Source organism: Pseudomonas subflava (assembly GCF_023823685.1).
Lineage (GTDB): Bacteria > Pseudomonadota > Gammaproteobacteria > Pseudomonadales > Pseudomonadaceae > Aquipseudomonas > Aquipseudomonas subflava.
On sequence record NZ_JAMXBF010000009.1, the window covers coordinates 171,136 to 186,045 of the forward strand.

Genomic DNA, 14,910 nt, shown 5'->3' on the forward strand with positions numbered 1-14,910 from the left:
GTCAGCCGGCCAGCGCGGCCTGCAACTCCGCCTCGATGGCGGCGCGGTCGAGGCTCTGGCCGATCAGCACCAGGCGGCTCTGCCGTGCTTCGTCTGCGCCCCAGGCGCGGTCGAAATGACGGTCGAAACGCTGGCCGACACCCTGCACCAGTAGGCGCATGGCCTTGCCGGGGATGGCGGCGAAGCCCTTGACGCGCAGGATGCCGTGCTTGGCCACGGCGTCCTTCAGGGCGGCGAGCAGGCGGGCTTCCTCGGCCTCCGGCAGGACCAGGTCGAAGGAGTCGAATTCGTCGTGGTCGTGGTCCTCGTCTTCCTCGTCGTGGTGGGTGCGACGGGCGTCGATGTGCAGCTCGGTCTCGCAGTTCAGGCCGAGCAGCACGCCCAGCGGCAGGTCGCCGCCCTGGGCTTCGATCACCTTGACCGCCGGCGGCAGTTCCTCGGCCACCTCGGTGCGCACGGCCGCCAGGGCGGCAGGGTCGAGCAGGTCGGTCTTGTTCAGCACCACCAGGTCGGCGCTGGCCAGCTGGTCGGCGAACAGCTCGTGTAGCGGCGACTCGTGGTCGAGGTTGGGGTCCTGCTTACGCTGGGCGTCCACCTGGTCGGGGAAGGCGGCGAAGGTGCCGGCGGCCACGGCCGGGCTGTCGACCACGGTGATCACCGCATCCACGGTGCAGGCGGTGCGGATTTCCGGCCAGTTGAAGGCCTGTACCAGTGGCTTGGGCAGGGCCAGGCCGGAGGTTTCGATAAGGATGTGGTCCAGCTCGCCGCGACGCGCCACCAGCTCGCGCATCACCGGGAAGAACTCTTCCTGCACGGTGCAGCACAGGCAGCCGTTGGCCAGCTCATAGACGCGGCCGTTGGCTTCTTCCTCGGTGCAGCCGATGGAGCACTGCTTGAGGATGGCGCCGTCGATGCCCAGCTCGCCGAATTCGTTGACGATCACCGCGATGCGGCGGCCGCTGGCGTTGGCCAGCAGGTGACGGAGCAGGGTGGTTTTACCGGCACCGAGAAAGCCGGTGACGATGGTGACGGGAAGTTTTGCGAGCGATTGCATGGCAGCCCCGGAAGCGTCGTGAAATGGACGGACGGGCAGGGCGAGGCACGCGCGGACGAGCGAGGGCCGAACACCACCGGATCACCCCGCCCGGTTGTCGAAACATTTGCGAGGCAGGTCTCCTGGCTTACGGCGTGAGCCCAAGGGCTCCAAATTCCTCACCTTCCCGCCCTACAGGGCAGTGGCATTTCGAAGAATCTCGTCCGTTCACAGTTGCGGGGGCAGCCAGGGCATGAACCCTGTTCCCTCTTAGCTTCTTCGCTGGCGAAGAAGAACCTCGGAAAGGGCGCAAGGCTACGCAGTGCCCCAGAGGCGGTCAACCGCGCGGTTGACGCTGCAGCGGGCTTCATGATGTTCTAGAAAAGCTGTTTCAGGTGCCTCTCGCCGCCGTGCGCGAGGTGAAACGGGAAGCCGGTGGGCCCTTCTCCGAGTGGAGTGGGCGAGTCCGGCGCTGCCCCCGCAACGGTAAGCGATCGACGGGTCCTCAATGCCACTGTGCCTCGCGCATGGGAAGGCCGACCCGGTTCCTGCAAAGGCGTCGCAAGCCCGGAGACCGGCCTGAATCTTTTCGTTTGGCAACCCGCGGTGGGCGGGCGCGCGCCGGCTTATGGCCCTGCGGGCTGTTTTCGTGCTGCGTTCCTTCTACCGGTCTATCAACCCCAGGAAGGTGCTCATCATGTCCAGCCGCACGCTGTCGTCCTCCGTCGCTGTTTCACTCCCCTTGTCCAAACGCCTGGCCATCGCCGCCGGTAGCTGCCTGCTTGGCGCGCTGCTGATCTTCGTCGCCGGCTTCTCGCACATCGAGGCGATGCACAACGCCGCCCACGATACGCGCCACAGCGCTGCCTTCCCCTGTCACTGAGACTGCCTGCCATGATCAAGCGCATTGCCCAGACCGCAGGCTTCGCAGGCCTCTTGGCCGCCATCGTCCTGACCCTGCTGCAGAGCCTGTGGGTCACCCCGCTGATTCTGCATGCGGAAACCTTCGAGACCGCCGAGCCGGCGGCCGAGCACAGCCATGAAGCATCCGTCGCCGCCCATGAGCACGAACACGAGGAGGGCTCCGGCCATAGCCACGACGGCGAGGCCTGGGCCCCCGAGGATGGCTGGCAGCGCACCCTGGCCACCGGCCTGAGCAACCTGGTGGTGGCCGTCGGCTTCGCCCTGATGCTGGCCGGCCTGTTCACCCTGCGCGCACCGAACCAGACCTGGCAGGGCCTGCTCTGGGGCCTGGGTGGCTTCGCCGTGTTCAGCCTGGCACCGTCCGCCGGCCTGCCGCCGGAGCTGCCGGGCACCGCCGCGGCCGACCTGCTGCTGCGCCAGTACTGGTGGATCGGCACTGCCGTTGCCACCGCCTCCGGCCTGGGCCTGATCGCCTTCGGTCGCAACTGGGCGCTGCGTGGCGTCGGCCTGGTGCTGCTGGCCGTGCCGCATCTGATCGGCGCGCCGCATCCGGAAGTGCACGAGAGCCTGGCGCCCGCCGCCCTGGAGCGTGAGTTCATCCTTGCCTCGCTGCTGACCAGCGCGGTGTTCTGGTCCGCCCTGGGCCTGGCCGCCGCCTGGTTCTTCGCCCGTGGCGAACAGCAGGGCGCCTGATCCGGTGATCGTCGCCGGCTTCGGCTGCCGTCGCGACTGCACGGCGGCCGAGCTGCGCGAGCTGCTGGAACGGAGCCTGGCCCGGCTCGCGCTGCCGTTGAGTGCGCTGCATGGCCTGGCGAGCAGCGCACGCAAACGCGACGAGGCCGGTCTGCTGCAACTGGCGGCAGACCTTGGCCTGCCGTTGGATTTCTACTCGGCCGAGCAACTGGCGCCCTTCGAGTCGCAGCTGAGTGAAGGCTCGGAGCGGGTACGCGAACAGACCGGCGCCGCCAGCGTGGCCGAAGCCAGTGCTTTAGCTTGCGCGGCCGAACGCTCTGGTCGTTCCGCCACCCTGATCTGCCCCAAACGGCGTAGCGCCGCTGCTACCCTGGCCATCGCCACGGCCTGAACCGGAATTCCCATGACCGTCTACTTCATCGGCGCCGGCCCCGGCGATCCCGAGCTGATCACCGTCAAGGGCCAGCGCCTGATCCGCAACTGCCCGGTGATCCTCTATGCCGGCTCGCTGGTGCCCGAGGCCGTGTTGCGGGGCCACAGTGCCGAGCTGGTGGTGAACACCGCCGAGCTGCATTTGCAGCAGATCGTCACGCTACTCGCCGAAGCTCACGCCAGGGGCCAGGACGTGGCTCGCGTGCATTCCGGCGACCCGTCGCTGTACGGCGCCATCGGCGAGCAGATTCGTGAACTGCGCGCGCTGCAGATTCCTTTCGAGATCATTCCCGGAGTCACCGCCACGGCGGCCTGTGCGGCGCTGCTGGAGGCCGAGCTGACCCTGCCCGAGGTGGCGCAGACGGTGATCCTCACCCGCTACGGCCACAACTCGCCGATGCCGGCGGGGGAGGAGCTGGGCGCCCTGGCCAGCCACCGTGCGACCCTGGCCATCCACCTCGGTGTGCAGCATCTGCCGCGTATTGTTCAGGAGCTGCTGCCGCACTACGGCGCCGATTGCCCGATCGCCGTGGTGCATCGCGCCAGCTGGCCGGATCAGGACTGGGTGCGTGGCACCCTGGCGGACATCGAGGCCAGGGTGGCGGCGAAGGGCTTTCGCCGAACCGCGCTGATCCTGGTCGGTCGGGTGCTGGAGCCGGCAGACTTCGGCGAGTCGGCGTTGTATGCCGAGGCCACTCGCCATCTGTTCAGGAGAGACGGCGCAGGCAGTACAGACTGAGGTCGCTGTGGCCCCGGTTGTCGGCGATGGCGATCTCGCCGGCCAGCGCCTTCAGGCGCGTGTTCAGTTCGCTGGCGTAGAGCGCCTGGCGAAAGCGCGGGTAGTTCAGTTGCGGCGCTAGCCACTGCTGCAGCTGCAGCAGCCGAAAGGCCCAGTAGCCGGCCTGGCAATCGAAACCGGCCGCCTGCAGGCGAGCAAGCAGGGCGGCATCGCCGGCGAGCACGGCCTGGCACTGAGCGAAGAAGCTTTCCACGGGATCGTTCATGGCCGCGATATTGCGCGGCGCGGAGGGATGCGGGCAACCTGTGCGCCTCTTTCGGCAAGGATCTCCCATGCGTGACTATCAGTGGCTGCACGAATACTGCCTCAACCGCTTTGGCTCGGCCGCGGCGCTGGAGGCCCGGTTGCCGCAGCCGAAGAGCGACGCTGAGCTGCGCGCGCTGAGCGATGACCGCTACCTGTCGCTGATCGCCCTGCGGGTATTTCGCGCCGGCCTCAAGCACAGTCTGGTGGACGCCAAGTGGCCGGCCTTCGAGCAGGTATTCTTCGGCTTCGACCCGCAGAAGGTGGTGCTGATGGGCGCCGAGCATCTGGAGCGGCTGATGCAGGACGCGCGGCTGATCCGCCACCTGGGCAAGCTCAAAAGCGTGCCGCGTAACGCGCAGTTCATTCTCGATGTACAGAAGGACAAGGGCAGCTTCGGCGCGCTGATCGGCGATTGGCCGGCGACCGATATCGTCGGCCTGTGGAAATACCTGGCCAAGCACGGCAACCAGCTCGGCGGCCTGTCGGCACCGCGTTTCCTGCGCATGGTCGGTAAGGACTCCTTCATCCCCACCGATGACATGGTCGCCGCGCTCAAGGCCCAGGAAATCATCGACAAGGCGCCGACCAGCCAGAAGGACCTGGCCCTGGTGCAGGCCGCCTTCAATAAATGGCATGCGCAGAGCGGCCGGCCGCTGTGTCAGTTGTCGGTGATGCTGGCGCATACCGTTAACCACTAACGTCAGGGCGTGACGCAGCGGGAGGAAGCAGGCATGCAACAGGACATCATCTGTGTCGCCCAGGCCATCCAGCGTGCCGAGCGCATCCTGATCATCACCGGCGCCGGGCTCTCGGCGGACTCCGGGCTGCCTACCTATCGCGGCCTCGGTGGCCTGTACAACGGCCTGACCGCCGAGGGCCTGCCGATCGAGGCGGCGCTGTCCGGGCCGATGCTGCAGCGTGATCCGGCGCTGTGCTGGAAGTACCTGGCCCAGCTCGGCGAGGCCTGCCTGGGCGCCAGCCCCAACGCCGGGCATGCCGCCATCGCCGAGCTGCAGCGACGCAAGCCGGGGTGCTGGGTGCTGACGCAGAACATCGACGGCTACCACCGCCAGGCGGGCTCGCCGGTCGAGCGGCTGATCGAGATTCACGGCGAGCTGGCGCCGCTGTTCTGTCAATCCTGCGGGGCGGAAGATTCCGATCTGGCCGCGCACCTGAAAAAGCCCCTGCCGCCGCGCTGTGCTCGATGCGGGGGCGTGCTGCGCCCGCCGGTGGTGCTGTTCGAGGAGATGCTGCCGGAGGATGCCATTGGTCGGCTTTATGACCAGGTGCATCAGGGCTTCGATGTAGTTATCGCCGTGGGCACTACAGCGAGCTTCCCCTACATCGTCGAGCCTGTCGCCGAGGCCAGGCGCAGCGGGGGTTTCACCGTCGAGGTGAATCCTCAGCGGACCGATATCAGTCGCTGGGTGGATGTCCATCTGGCGGGGCGGGCGTCAGACGTTTTGCCGGAACTACTGGGTCACATTCCCGGGCATTGAATTTGCAAATCACCTTCGCAGAAGGCATAGTCGCCCGCCATAAAAACCCAGACAGACACGGTCGTGCCCATGCTCAAGCGCTTCGCACCCCTCGTGCCCATTGCACTCTCAGCCCTGCTGGCGGCCTGCGCCACCACCCAGGCGCCTCAGCAGCCCCAGATGGATCTGGCTCAACACGAGCCTCAGCAGCCGGTCGAGTTTATGACCGACGAGCAGATGGCGGAGTTCACGGACGACAAACCCTACGAACTGCCTTCGCTGGCGGACAACATCCTGGCCCACGGCCTGTCCCTGGTCGGTACCCGCTACCGCATGGGCGGCACCTCGGCGACCAGCGGTTTCGACTGCAGCGGCTTCGTCGGCTTCCTGTTCAAGGAAGAGGCGGGCATGAAGCTTCCGCGCTCCACCCGCGAGCTGATCAACATGGACGCCCCGTTGGTATCCCGCGACGAGCTGGAACCTGGCGATCTGATCTTCTTCAACAACCGGGGGCGCGGCCGCGTCAGCCATGCCGGTATCTACCTGGGCGATGATCAGTTCATCCACTCCAGCAGCAGCCGCAGCGGCGGCGTGCGCGTGGACAGCCTGGACGACAGCTACTGGAGCCGCAGCTACATGGAAGCCAAGCGCGTGCTGGCCCTGGCGCCCGAGCAGTCCGACGCCGAGCGTTCCCCCCTGCACCGCTGATCCTCGCCGGCTCGCATGCGCAGGCCTTGCGCCCGTGCATGCGAGCCGGCAGAGTAGGGCGCGTTCCGGCCAGGAAGACCGCCCATGCTTTTCACGGCTCGCCTCACCCTGCTAGCCCTCGCCGCGCTGCTCACCGCCTGCGCCGGCACACCTCCCTCCTCCGAAGTACCTACCAGTCCCTTTCCCGTCATCAATGGCAATACCGATGATGTGGTGATCAGCGCCATCGGCCTGGAAGGCACGCCTTACCGTTATGGTGGCAATACCCCCGAGAGCGGTTTCGACTGCAGCGGGCTGATCGGCTATGTCTACCGCAACGCCGCCGGCATCCAGTTGCCGCGTTCCACCCGCGACATGATCAACCTGCGCGTGCCCAGCGTCGGCCGTGGCGACCTGCAGAGCGGTGACCTGGTGTTCTTCGCCACCAGCGGCGGCGGACGGGTCAGCCATGCCGGCATCTACGTCGGCGAAGGCCGCTTCGTGCACGCGCCGTCCAGCGGCGGCACGGTACGCCTGGACAGCCTGGACCAGACGTACTGGACCAAGAGCTTCCTCAAGGCCAAGCGGGTGCTCGCCGCGGACCAGCTGGCGCGCCAGCCATGACCAATCGCACGCTGAATCTCGACGCCGCCCTCTATCAATACCTGCTCGACGTCTCCCTGCGCGAGTCGCCGCTGCTGCAGCGCCTGCGCGAGGAGACCGCGCACTTGCCCGACTCCCGCTGGCAGATCGCCCCGGAGCAGGGCCAGTTCATGGCGCTGCTGGTCCAGCTCAGCGGCGCGCGCAAGATGCTGGAGATCGGCACCTACACCGGGTACAGCGCCCTGTGCATGGCCCAGGCGGCGGGCGAGGACGGACGCCTGATCTGCTGCGATCTGCAGGGCGACTACAATGCCATCGCCGAGCGTTACTGGCAGGAGGCCGGGCTGGCCGAGCGCATCGACCTGCGCCTGGCGCCCGCACTGGAGACGCTCAATGCGCTAGAGCGTGGCGGCCACGGCGAGAGCTTCGACCTGATCTTCATCGACGCCGACAAGGCCAACTACACGGTGTACCTGGAACACGCGCTGGTGCTGGCGCGCAAGGGCGGGCTGATCCTGTTCGACAATGTGCTGTGGAGCGGACGGGTGCTGGAGCAAAACTCGGACAGTGCCGACACCCGCGCCATCCAGGCGCTCAACCGCGGCCTGCGCCGCGACAACCGCGTCGACCTCAGTCTGTTGCCGCTGGGCGATGGCCTGACGATCTGCCGCAAGCGTTGATCCCCCGCAGGCGGTGCACACGAATGTAGGGTGCGCCGTGCGCACCGTGCGAGGCCCCCGGATCGAGTGTGCCGTTGTCACGGTGTGTCGCGTGGGTCCAAGCCAGTCTGCCATCACCCCTGCTGTCATGGTGCGCACGGCGCACCCTACGGCAAGCGCCGTACTCGGCTTTCGAGTGCGGTTATGAGGAGGGTACGCGGGACAGCAGCTATGGGATGATGCCGACATGCCCGAATTTATCCGCCTGCCGCCCCAGCCCGACGCCTGCGAACTCTGCGCTCGTCGGCTGCCGCTGACCCGCCACCACCTGATCCCCAAGGCGCTGCACGACAAGCCCTACGTGCAGAAGCGTTTCGCCAAGAGCGAGCGCATCACCGCCACCCTATGGGTGTGCCGCGCCTGCCACAACCAGATCCACAAGCTGTTCAGCGAGAAGGAGCTGGCGCTGACCTACAACAGCCGCGAGGCGCTGCTGGGCGACGAGCGCCTGCGCACCTTCGTCGCGTGGCTGGCGAGCAAGCCGGCCGGGTTCACGCCCCGGCCCTGAGCCTCAGGCGCCGGCCGCCATGGCCTCGCATTCCTCCACACAGCGCTGGCAGGCCTGGGCGCATTGCTGGCAGTGGTCGTGCTGGTGCTCGCCGCAGGCTTCGGCGCAGGCCTGGCAGGCCAGGGCGCAGAGTCGGCAGATCTCGTCAGCCAGTGGGCTGTCCCGGGCCATCAGGCGTACCGCCAGGCGACACAGGTCGGCGCAGTCGATGTCGCAGGAAATGCAGGTTGCCATGTGCTGCACATCGGGTTCCTTGAGGCAGGCGGCGGCGCAGGTCTCGCAGGCGATGGCGCAGGCGCTGCAGGCCTGGATGCAGGAGGCGTAGCGTTCACGGACCATGGGATTCTCCTCGTTGGGGGTGTCCTGGTTGTGAGGCCGCGACGCCGCGCGGGTTCGACCCTTCTGCCCGGCGGTGCCGATTGACCCTGGCGGACCCGGGCTCTAAGCTGCGCGCCAGCCTCAGGTGCCCCGGCGCGCAGCGTTCGCGGGTGAAACAGGGAAGCCGGTCCATTTTCGGAAGACGCCGGCGCTGCCCCCGCAACGGTAGGTGAGTCAAGGGTCGCTCGACGCCACTGTGCTCCGGCATGGGAAGGCGCGATCCGCGGGTTCTACGGCCCGGCTCACGAGCCCGGAGACCGGCCTGTCGCGATCCACGGCAGTGCGGCGGGCTCTGCGGTTGCAGGCCCCTGTGCCCGGCCACCGCCTTTCTTGCTCCTGCCCCCAATGAATGGCGCGCCCGCCCAAGCAGGCGCGCGTGGCCTTCCAGGAGCCCCCATGAGCGAATCCGCCGAACGCGATGCCCGCCACCTGGCGCGCATGCAGCGTAAGAAGGCGCTGGTCGACGAGAAGATCGCCCAGGCCCAGGACGAATACGGCCTGCTGCTGGTACACGCCGGCAACGGCAAGGGCAAGAGCAGCTCGGCCTTCGGCATGGTCGCCCGCGCCCTGGGCCACGGCATGAGGGTGGGCGTGGTGCAATTCATCAAGGGCGCTGCCAGCACCGGCGAGGAGGCCTTCTTCCTCCGCTTTCCCGACGAGGTACAGTGGTTCGTGATGGGCGAGGGCTTCACCTGGGAGACCCAGGATCGCCAGCGCGATATCGCCATGGCCGGCGAGGCCTGGGAGGTGGCGCGCCGCCTGCTGGCCGACGACAGCATCGGCCTGGTGGTGCTGGACGAGTTGAACATCGCACTCAAGCACGGCTACCTGCCCCTGGACCAGGTGCTCGCCGATATCGAGGCGCGCCCGCTGCTGCAGCACGTGGTGGTGACCGGCCGCGGTGCGCAGCCGCAGATGATCGAGGCGGCCGATACGGCGACCGAGATGACCCTGGTCAAGCACGCTTTCAAGGCCGGGGTTAAGGCCCAGAAGGGGGTCGAGTTTTGATGTCCTCCCGCCCCCAGCACGCCTTGCGCGGTGTCAGCGGCACTTGCCGTACGGGTTTGTACTGTCTGCGTGCCGCTTCCTTGCGCACGACGCACTGGATGACGGGAGGCATATGAGTAGTCGCCAATGCCCGGCCCTGCTGATCGCCGCGCCCGCCTCCGGCCAGGGCAAAACCACCGTCACCGCCGCCCTGGCACGCCTGCACAGCCGCGCCGGCAAGCGCGTGCGGGTGTTCAAGTGCGGTCCGGACTTCCTCGACCCGATGATCCTCGCCCGCGCCAGCGGCGCTCCGGTTTACCAGCTCGACCTGTGGATGGTCGGTGAGGAGGCGTGCCGGCGTCTGCTGTGGCAGGCGGCGGGGGAGGCCGACCTGATCCTGATCGAGGGCGTCATGGGCCTGTTCGATGGCGCGCCCTCGGCCGCCGACCTGGCCCGGCGTTTCGGCGTGCCGGTGCTGGGCGTGATCGACGCCGGCGCCATGGCCCAGACCTTCGGCGCGCTGGCCCACGGCCTGGCGCACTTCCAGGCCGACCTGCCGTTCGCCGGGGTGCTGGCCAACCGCACCGGCAGCGAACGCCACAACGGCATCCTGCGCGACAGCCTGCCAGCCGGCATGCGCTGGTTCGGCGGCCTGCCGCGTTCCGCCGCGCTGGAGCTGCCGCGCCGTCACCTGGGGCTGATCCAGGCCGAGGAACTGGCCGATCTGGATATCCGCCTGGACGCCGCCGCCGATGCCTTGCTGGCCAGTGCCGGCGAGCTGCTGCCCGATCCGGTGAGCTTCGCCGCGCCGGTCGCACAGGCCATCGAGCCGCTGTTGAGCGGCGTGCGCATCGGCCTGGGCCGCGACACCAGCTTCGCCTTCCTCTATCAGGCCAACCTCGATCTGCTGCGCGCGCTGGGCGCCGAGCTGGTGTTCTTCTCGCCGCTGGCCGACCAGGCCTTGCCGGATGTGCACAGCCTGTACCTGCCCGGCGGCTATCCCGAGTTGCACCTGCAGGCCCTGGCCGGCAATCGCCCGATGCTGCAGGCGATCCGCGAGCATCAGGGCACCGGCAAGCCAGTCCTCGCCGAGTGCGGCGGCATGCTCTACCTGCTCGAGACGCTGACCGACAAGCAGGGCGAAAGCGCCGAGCTGCTCGGCCTGCTGCCGGGCAGCGCGCGCATGCAGCCGCGCCTCGCCGCCCTGGCGCTGCAACAGGTGGAGCTGCCAGAAGGCGCCCTGCGCGGGCATACTTATCACCATTCCGTGCTGGACTGCACCGAGGTGCCGCTGGCCCGTGGCGTTTGCCCGAACGGCAAGCCGGTGGCCGAGGCGGTGTATCGCCGCGGCCGCCTGACCGCCTCCTATATCCACTTCTACCTGCCGTCCAACCCCCGGGCGGCGGCCGAGCTACTGCTGCCATGAGTGACCACGCCTTCAGCCCCGACGAGCGCGCCGCGGTCTACCGCGCCATCGCCGAACGCCGCGACATGCGCCATTTCGCCGGTGGCGAGGTGGCGCCGGAGCTGTTGGCGCGCCTGCTGCAGGCAGCGCACCAGGCGCCCAGCGTCGGCCTGATGCAGCCCTGGCGCTTTATCCGCATCACCCGGCCCGAGCTGAGAAACGCTATCCATGGCCTGGTCGAGGCCGAGCGGGTACGCACCGCCGAGGCCCTGGGCGAGCGCAGCGACGAGTTCATGCGGCTCAAGGTCGAGGGCATCCGCGACTGCGCCGAGCTGCTGGTGGCGGCACTGATGGATGGCCGCGAGGCCCACGTGTTCGGTCGTCGCACCCTGCCGCAGATGGACCTGGCCTCGCTCAGCTGCGCCATCCAGAACCTCTGGCTGGCGGCCCGCGCCGAAGGCCTGGGGCTGGGCTGGGTCTCGCTGTTCGACCCGCTCGAATTGGCCGACCTGCTCGGCATGCCGGCCGGCAGCCAGCCGGTGGCGGTGCTCTGCCTGGGCCCGGTCGCGGCGTTCTACGAGCAGCCGATGCTGGTGCAGGAGGGCTGGGCCCGCGAGCGCGAGCTCACCGAGCTGGTGTTCGCCGACCGCTGGGGGCAGTGCCCATGAGCCTGGCGCTGTCCGCCCTGGCCGGCGTCGGCCTGGACGCCTGGCTCGGCGAGCCGCGGCGCTGGCACCCGCTGGTGGGCTTCGGCGCGCTGGCGACGCGTATCGAACAGCGCCTCAATGCCGGCGGTCGCGGCTGGCGCAGTCATGGCGTCAGCGGCTGGTGCCTGGCGGTGCTGCCGGCAGTGGCGCTGGCCTGGCTGCTGAGCCTTGGCGAGCTGGGTTGGCTGGTCGATATCCTCGCCCTGTATTTCGCGGTCGGCCTGAAGAGCCTCGGCCAGCACGCGCTGCCGGTGGCCCAGGCGCTGCGCCTGGGCGATCTGCCGCAGGCGCGCCGGCGGGTCGGCTACCTGGTCAGCCGGCGTACCGCCGAGCTGGACGCCACCGGCGTGGCCCGCGCCGGCACTGAGTCGGTACTGGAGAACGGCTCCGACGCGGTGTTCGCCGCGCTGTTCTGGTTCTGCCTGCTGGGCGCGCCCGGCGTGGTGCTGTATCGCCTGAGCAACACCCTGGATGCAATGTGGGGCTATCGCAACGAGCGCTTCGAGCGCTTCGGCTGGGCCGCCGCGCGCATCGACGACATCCTCAATTACATGCCCGCTCGGCTGGTGGCGCTGACCTATGCGCTGCTAGGGCGTACCACCCTGGCCCTGCGTTGCTGGCGGCGCCAGGCGCCGCAGTGGGACAGCCCCAACGCCGGCCCGGTGATGGCCGCCGGCGCCGGCGCGCTGGCCGTCAGCCTCGGTGGCGCGGCGGTGTACCACGGCGTGGAGGAGCAGCGCCCGCAGCTCGGCGAGGGCGCGCCGCCACGGGCCCGCGACATCGAGCGGGCGCTGAATCTGGTACATGGCGGCGTGGCCCTGTGGCTGCTGACCCTGATTCTGGGAGGGCTGTACCTTGCTTGACCACGGCGGCCGCCTGCGCGCGGCGGCGCAGCGCTACGGCATCGCCGTGGCCGACTGGCTCGACCTGTCCACCGGCATCGCCCCCTACGGTTGGCCGCTGCCGGCCATTCCCGAGTCCGTCTGGCAGCGCCTGCCCGAGCCCGACGACGGTCTCGAGGCGCTGGCCCGCGACTACTACGGCGCCGCCGCGCTGCTGCCGGTGGCCGGCTCCCAGGCAGCGATCCAGGCGCTGCCGCGGCTGCGCCGGCCCGGATTGCGGGTCGCGGTGCTGGCGCCGGCCTATGCCGAGCACGCGGAGGCCTGGCGCCGCGAGGGGCATCTGGTGCAGGAGCTGGGCGAGGGCGCGCTGGATCGCTCGCTGGACCGCTTCGACGTGGTGCTGGTGGTCAATCCGAACAACCCGACCGGGCGGTTGATCGAGCGCGAGCGCCTCCTCGACTGGCATACGCGCCTGGCCGCCCGCGGCGGCTGGCTGTTGGTCGACGAGGCCTTCATGGACTGCACGCCGGAGCACAGCCTGGCGGCCTACAGCCAGCGGCCGGGGCTGATCGTGCTGCGCTCGTTCGGCAAGTTCTTCGGCCTGGCCGGCATTCGCCTGGGCTTCGCCCTGGCCGAGGAAGGGCTGCTCGAACAGCTCGCCGCGCAGCTCGGCCCCTGGGCGGTGAGCGGCCCGGCGCGGGCGGTGGCCGCGGCGCTGCTCGCTGATGTCGAGGGCCAGCAGCGCCAGCGTGAGTGCCTGCGCGTCGACGGCCTGCGTTTGGCCGTGCTGCTCAGCGAGCACGGCCTGGCCCCGGCCGGCGGCACCGCGCTGTTCCAGTTGGTCGGGCACTACCAGGCCGTCGGCCTGCATGGCTATTTCGCCCGCCGCGGCATTCTCCTGCGCCTGTTCGCCGAGATCCGCTGCCTGCGCTTCGGCCTGCCCGGCGACGAGGCCGGTTGGCAGCGTCTGGAGCAGGCGCTGAAGGACATGCCGCGATGAGCCGCACGGCAAGGCCCGCCACCCTGATGATCCAGGGCACCACCTCTGACGCCGGCAAGAGCACGCTGGTGACGGCGCTGTGTCGCTGGTTCAAGCGCCAGGGTGTGAGCGTCGTGCCGTTCAAGCCGCAGAACATGGCGCTGAACAGCGCGGTGACTGCTGATGGCGGCGAGATCGGCCGCGCCCAGGCGGTACAGGCCCAGGCCGCGGGGCTGGCGCCACACACCGATATGAACCCGGTGCTGCTCAAACCCAACTCCGACACCGGCGCCCAGGTGATCATCCAGGGCCGCGCCATCGGCAACATGAACGCCGTGGCCTACCACGACTACAAGTGCGTCGCCCGCGAGGCGGTGCTCGAGTCCCACGCCCGCCTTGCCGCGCAATACCCGGCGGTGATGGTGGAAGGCGCCGGCTCGCCGGCCGAGATCAACCTGCGTGCCGGCGACATCGCCAACATGGGCTTCGCCGAGGCGGTGGACTGCCCGGTACTGCTGATCGCCGATATCGACAAGGGCGGCGTGTTCGCCCACCTGGTCGGCACGCTGGAGCTGCTGTCGCCGAGCGAGCAGGCGCGGGTCAAGGGCTTCGTGATCAACCGATTCCGCGGCGATATCGCCCTGCTGCAGCCGGGCCTGGACTGGCTGGAAGAGCGCACCGGCAAGCCGGTGCTCGGCGTGCTGCCGTACCTAATGGACTTCCACCTGGAGGCCGAGGACGCGGTGCAGGTGCTGCAGCCGGACAAGGAGCGCGATGCGCTGCGCGTCGCCGTGCCGGTGTTGCCGCGCATCAGCAACCACACCGACTTCGACCCGCTGCGCCTGCATCCGCAGGTAGACCTGCAGTTCATCGGCCCCAGCCAGGCGATCCCGCCGGCCGACCTGATCATCCTGCCCGGCTCGAAGAGCGTACGCGCCGACCTGGCGCGCCTGCGTGAGCATGGCTGGGATGCGGCCATCGCCCGCCACCTGCGCTACGGCGGCAAGGTGCTCGGCATCTGCGGCGGCCTGCAGATGCTCGGCACGCGCATCGACGACCCGCGAGGCCTGGAAGGGCCTGCCGGCAGCAGCGCAGGCCTCGGCCTGCTCGACTACGCCACCGTGCTAGAGCCGGAGAAGCAGCTGCGCAATGTGCGCGGGAGTCTGAGCCTGGGTGAGCTGGAGGTCAGCGGCTACGAGATCCACGCAGGGGTCAGCTCCGGCCCGGCGCTGGACACGCCCGCCGTGCGCCTGGACGATGGCCGCGCCGATGGCGCCATCAGCGCCGACGGCCAGGTCATGGCCACCTACCTGCACGGCCTGTTCGAGCAGCCGGCCGCCTGCGCCGCGCTGCTGCGCTGGGCCGGCCTGCGCGAGGCACGCCAGGTGGATTACCATGCGCGCCGCGAACGAGATATCGAGCGCCTGGCCGACCTGGTCGAGGCGCATCTGGATACCCGCCTGCTCCGCGAGCTGTGCGGCCTGTAAGAG

Annotated in this window: 19 protein-coding genes and 3 riboswitches; of the genes, 16 read left to right on the forward strand and 3 right to left on the reverse strand. The window is 69.1% G+C overall.

Annotated features, from left to right (window positions below):
* Nucleotide 1: 1 nt before the first annotated feature.
* Nucleotides 2-1,054 (reverse strand): cobalamin biosynthesis protein CobW, encoded by a 1,053-nt coding sequence (gene cobW, locus NF616_RS14235; protein ID WP_252273952.1) that lies wholly within the window; start codon nucleotides 1,052-1,054, stop codon nucleotides 2-4.
* A gap of 95 nt (nucleotides 1,055-1,149) precedes the next feature.
* A riboswitch (cobalamin riboswitch) is annotated at nucleotides 1,150-1,349 on the reverse strand.
* Nucleotides 1,350-1,409: 60 nt separating this feature from the next.
* Nucleotides 1,410-1,630, forward strand: a riboswitch (cobalamin riboswitch).
* A gap of 100 nt (nucleotides 1,631-1,730) precedes the next feature.
* Here cobW and NF616_RS14240 point away from each other — a divergent pair.
* Genes NF616_RS14240 through cobM form a run of 4 tightly spaced genes read left to right on the forward strand, consistent with a single transcriptional unit; the run spans nucleotide 1,731 to nucleotide 3,821 of the window.
* On the forward strand, nucleotides 1,731-1,916 hold the full coding sequence (locus tag NF616_RS14240; RefSeq protein WP_225592080.1) for a CbtB domain-containing protein: 186 nt from the start codon (nucleotides 1,731-1,733) through the stop codon (nucleotides 1,914-1,916).
* A gap of 11 nt (nucleotides 1,917-1,927) precedes the next feature.
* Nucleotides 1,928-2,650: a CbtA family protein gene (locus tag NF616_RS14245; RefSeq protein ID WP_252273953.1), complete on the forward strand. Its 723-nt coding sequence runs from the start codon at nucleotides 1,928-1,930 to the stop codon at nucleotides 2,648-2,650.
* Nucleotides 2,628-3,041 carry a cobalamin biosynthesis protein gene (locus NF616_RS14250; protein WP_252273954.1) on the forward strand — a complete coding sequence of 138 codons (414 nt, stop codon included), beginning with the start codon at nucleotides 2,628-2,630 and terminating at the stop codon, nucleotides 3,039-3,041. The genes NF616_RS14245 and NF616_RS14250 overlap by 23 nt, the downstream gene beginning before the upstream one ends.
* A gap of 12 nt (nucleotides 3,042-3,053) precedes the next feature.
* Nucleotides 3,054-3,821 (forward strand): precorrin-4 C(11)-methyltransferase, encoded by a 768-nt coding sequence (cobM, locus tag NF616_RS14255; protein ID WP_252273955.1) that lies wholly within the window; start codon nucleotides 3,054-3,056, stop codon nucleotides 3,819-3,821.
* Here cobM and NF616_RS14260 read toward each other — a convergent pair.
* Nucleotides 3,790-4,086 (reverse strand): hypothetical protein, encoded by a 297-nt coding sequence (locus tag NF616_RS14260; protein WP_252273956.1) that lies wholly within the window; start codon nucleotides 4,084-4,086, stop codon nucleotides 3,790-3,792. The two genes, cobM and NF616_RS14260, sit on opposite strands and share 32 nt — an antisense overlap.
* Nucleotides 4,087-4,153: 67 nt before the next feature.
* Here NF616_RS14260 and NF616_RS14265 point away from each other — a divergent pair, with 67 nt between their 5' ends.
* The 6 genes from NF616_RS14265 (at nucleotide 4,154) to NF616_RS14290 (ending at nucleotide 8,122) form a co-directional block, all read left to right on the forward strand.
* Entirely contained in the window at nucleotides 4,154-4,825 is a 672-nt protein-coding gene (locus NF616_RS14265) for a DNA-3-methyladenine glycosylase I (RefSeq protein WP_252273957.1), read from the forward strand.
* Between the two features lie 33 nt (nucleotides 4,826-4,858).
* Nucleotides 4,859-5,626 (forward strand): NAD-dependent deacylase, encoded by a 768-nt coding sequence (locus tag NF616_RS14270; protein ID WP_252273958.1) that lies wholly within the window; start codon nucleotides 4,859-4,861, stop codon nucleotides 5,624-5,626.
* A 69-nt stretch (nucleotides 5,627-5,695) separates the two neighbouring features.
* Nucleotides 5,696-6,313 carry a C40 family peptidase gene (locus NF616_RS14275; RefSeq protein WP_252273959.1) on the forward strand — a complete coding sequence of 206 codons (618 nt, stop codon included), beginning with the start codon at nucleotides 5,696-5,698 and terminating at the stop codon, nucleotides 6,311-6,313.
* A gap of 84 nt (nucleotides 6,314-6,397) precedes the next feature.
* Complete coding sequence (locus NF616_RS14280) at nucleotides 6,398-6,916, forward strand: C40 family peptidase (protein WP_252273960.1); 519 nt, start codon at nucleotides 6,398-6,400, stop codon at nucleotides 6,914-6,916.
* On the forward strand, nucleotides 6,913-7,575 hold the full coding sequence (locus tag NF616_RS14285) for an O-methyltransferase (RefSeq protein WP_252273961.1): 663 nt from the start codon (nucleotides 6,913-6,915) through the stop codon (nucleotides 7,573-7,575). Before NF616_RS14280 ends, NF616_RS14285 begins: the two co-directional genes overlap by 4 nt.
* A 226-nt stretch (nucleotides 7,576-7,801) precedes the next feature.
* Complete coding sequence (locus NF616_RS14290) at nucleotides 7,802-8,122, forward strand: hypothetical protein (RefSeq protein WP_252273962.1); 321 nt, start codon at nucleotides 7,802-7,804, stop codon at nucleotides 8,120-8,122.
* A 3-nt stretch (nucleotides 8,123-8,125) separates the two neighbouring features.
* Here NF616_RS14290 and NF616_RS14295 read toward each other — a convergent pair whose 3' ends face one another.
* Complete coding sequence (locus NF616_RS14295; RefSeq protein WP_252273963.1) at nucleotides 8,126-8,461, reverse strand: four-helix bundle copper-binding protein; 336 nt, start codon at nucleotides 8,459-8,461, stop codon at nucleotides 8,126-8,128.
* 105 nt (nucleotides 8,462-8,566) lie between these two features.
* A riboswitch (cobalamin riboswitch) is annotated at nucleotides 8,567-8,780 on the forward strand.
* A gap of 116 nt (nucleotides 8,781-8,896) precedes the next feature.
* Here NF616_RS14295 and cobO point away from each other — a divergent pair.
* From cobO to NF616_RS14325, 6 genes are all read left to right on the forward strand, one after another.
* Nucleotides 8,897-9,508, forward strand: coding sequence for a cob(I)yrinic acid a,c-diamide adenosyltransferase (gene cobO, locus NF616_RS14300; RefSeq protein WP_252273964.1), 612 nt, complete (start codon nucleotides 8,897-8,899; stop codon nucleotides 9,506-9,508).
* A gap of 112 nt (nucleotides 9,509-9,620) precedes the next feature.
* Complete coding sequence (locus tag NF616_RS14305; protein WP_252273965.1) at nucleotides 9,621-10,913, forward strand: cobyrinic acid a,c-diamide synthase CobB; 1,293 nt, start codon at nucleotides 9,621-9,623, stop codon at nucleotides 10,911-10,913.
* A complete protein-coding gene (bluB, locus tag NF616_RS14310; RefSeq protein WP_252273966.1) occupies nucleotides 10,910-11,560 on the forward strand; it encodes a 5,6-dimethylbenzimidazole synthase in 651 nt (216 codons plus the stop codon). The genes NF616_RS14305 and bluB overlap by 4 nt, the downstream gene beginning before the upstream one ends.
* The gene (gene cbiB, locus NF616_RS14315) at nucleotides 11,557-12,462 is read left to right on the forward strand and encodes an adenosylcobinamide-phosphate synthase CbiB (RefSeq protein ID WP_252273967.1); all 906 of its coding nucleotides are present in this window, start codon (nucleotides 11,557-11,559) and stop codon (nucleotides 12,460-12,462) included. Before bluB ends, cbiB begins: the two co-directional genes overlap by 4 nt.
* Nucleotides 12,455-13,441, forward strand: a complete 987-nt coding sequence (cobD, locus tag NF616_RS14320; RefSeq protein ID WP_252273968.1) for a threonine-phosphate decarboxylase CobD — start codon at nucleotides 12,455-12,457, stop codon at nucleotides 13,439-13,441. Before cbiB ends, cobD begins: the two co-directional genes overlap by 8 nt.
* On the forward strand, nucleotides 13,438-14,907 hold the full coding sequence (locus NF616_RS14325) for a cobyric acid synthase (RefSeq protein WP_252273969.1): 1,470 nt from the start codon (nucleotides 13,438-13,440) through the stop codon (nucleotides 14,905-14,907). The genes cobD and NF616_RS14325 overlap by 4 nt, the downstream gene beginning before the upstream one ends.
* Nucleotides 14,908-14,910 lie beyond the last annotated feature (3 nt).

Excerpts from the sequence above, each read along its gene's own strand:
- cobW (WP_252273952.1), bottom strand. The coding sequence starts at position 1,054 with ATGCAATCGCTCGCAAAACTTCCCGTCACCATCGTCACCGGCTTTCTC.
- NF616_RS14240 (WP_225592080.1), top strand. The coding sequence starts at position 1,731 with ATGTCCAGCCGCACGCTGTCGTCCTCCGTCGCTGTTTCACTCCCCTTG.
- NF616_RS14245 (WP_252273953.1), top strand. The coding sequence starts at position 1,928 with ATGATCAAGCGCATTGCCCAGACCGCAGGCTTCGCAGGCCTCTTGGCC.
- cobM (WP_252273955.1), top strand. The coding sequence starts at position 3,054 with ATGACCGTCTACTTCATCGGCGCCGGCCCCGGCGATCCCGAGCTGATC.
- NF616_RS14260 (WP_252273956.1), bottom strand. The coding sequence starts at position 4,086 with ATGAACGATCCCGTGGAAAGCTTCTTCGCTCAGTGCCAGGCCGTGCTC.
- NF616_RS14265 (WP_252273957.1), top strand. The coding sequence starts at position 4,154 with ATGCGTGACTATCAGTGGCTGCACGAATACTGCCTCAACCGCTTTGGC.
- NF616_RS14270 (WP_252273958.1), top strand. The coding sequence starts at position 4,859 with ATGCAACAGGACATCATCTGTGTCGCCCAGGCCATCCAGCGTGCCGAG.
- NF616_RS14275 (WP_252273959.1), top strand. The coding sequence starts at position 5,696 with ATGCTCAAGCGCTTCGCACCCCTCGTGCCCATTGCACTCTCAGCCCTG.
- NF616_RS14280 (WP_252273960.1), top strand. The coding sequence starts at position 6,398 with ATGCTTTTCACGGCTCGCCTCACCCTGCTAGCCCTCGCCGCGCTGCTC.
- NF616_RS14285 (WP_252273961.1), top strand. The coding sequence starts at position 6,913 with ATGACCAATCGCACGCTGAATCTCGACGCCGCCCTCTATCAATACCTG.
- NF616_RS14290 (WP_252273962.1), top strand. The coding sequence starts at position 7,802 with ATGCCCGAATTTATCCGCCTGCCGCCCCAGCCCGACGCCTGCGAACTC.
- NF616_RS14295 (WP_252273963.1), bottom strand. The coding sequence starts at position 8,461 with ATGGTCCGTGAACGCTACGCCTCCTGCATCCAGGCCTGCAGCGCCTGC.
- cobO (WP_252273964.1), top strand. The coding sequence starts at position 8,897 with ATGAGCGAATCCGCCGAACGCGATGCCCGCCACCTGGCGCGCATGCAG.
- NF616_RS14305 (WP_252273965.1), top strand. The coding sequence starts at position 9,621 with ATGAGTAGTCGCCAATGCCCGGCCCTGCTGATCGCCGCGCCCGCCTCC.
- bluB (WP_252273966.1), top strand. The coding sequence starts at position 10,910 with ATGAGTGACCACGCCTTCAGCCCCGACGAGCGCGCCGCGGTCTACCGC.
- cbiB (WP_252273967.1), top strand. The coding sequence starts at position 11,557 with ATGAGCCTGGCGCTGTCCGCCCTGGCCGGCGTCGGCCTGGACGCCTGG.
- NF616_RS14325 (WP_252273969.1), top strand. The coding sequence starts at position 13,438 with ATGAGCCGCACGGCAAGGCCCGCCACCCTGATGATCCAGGGCACCACC.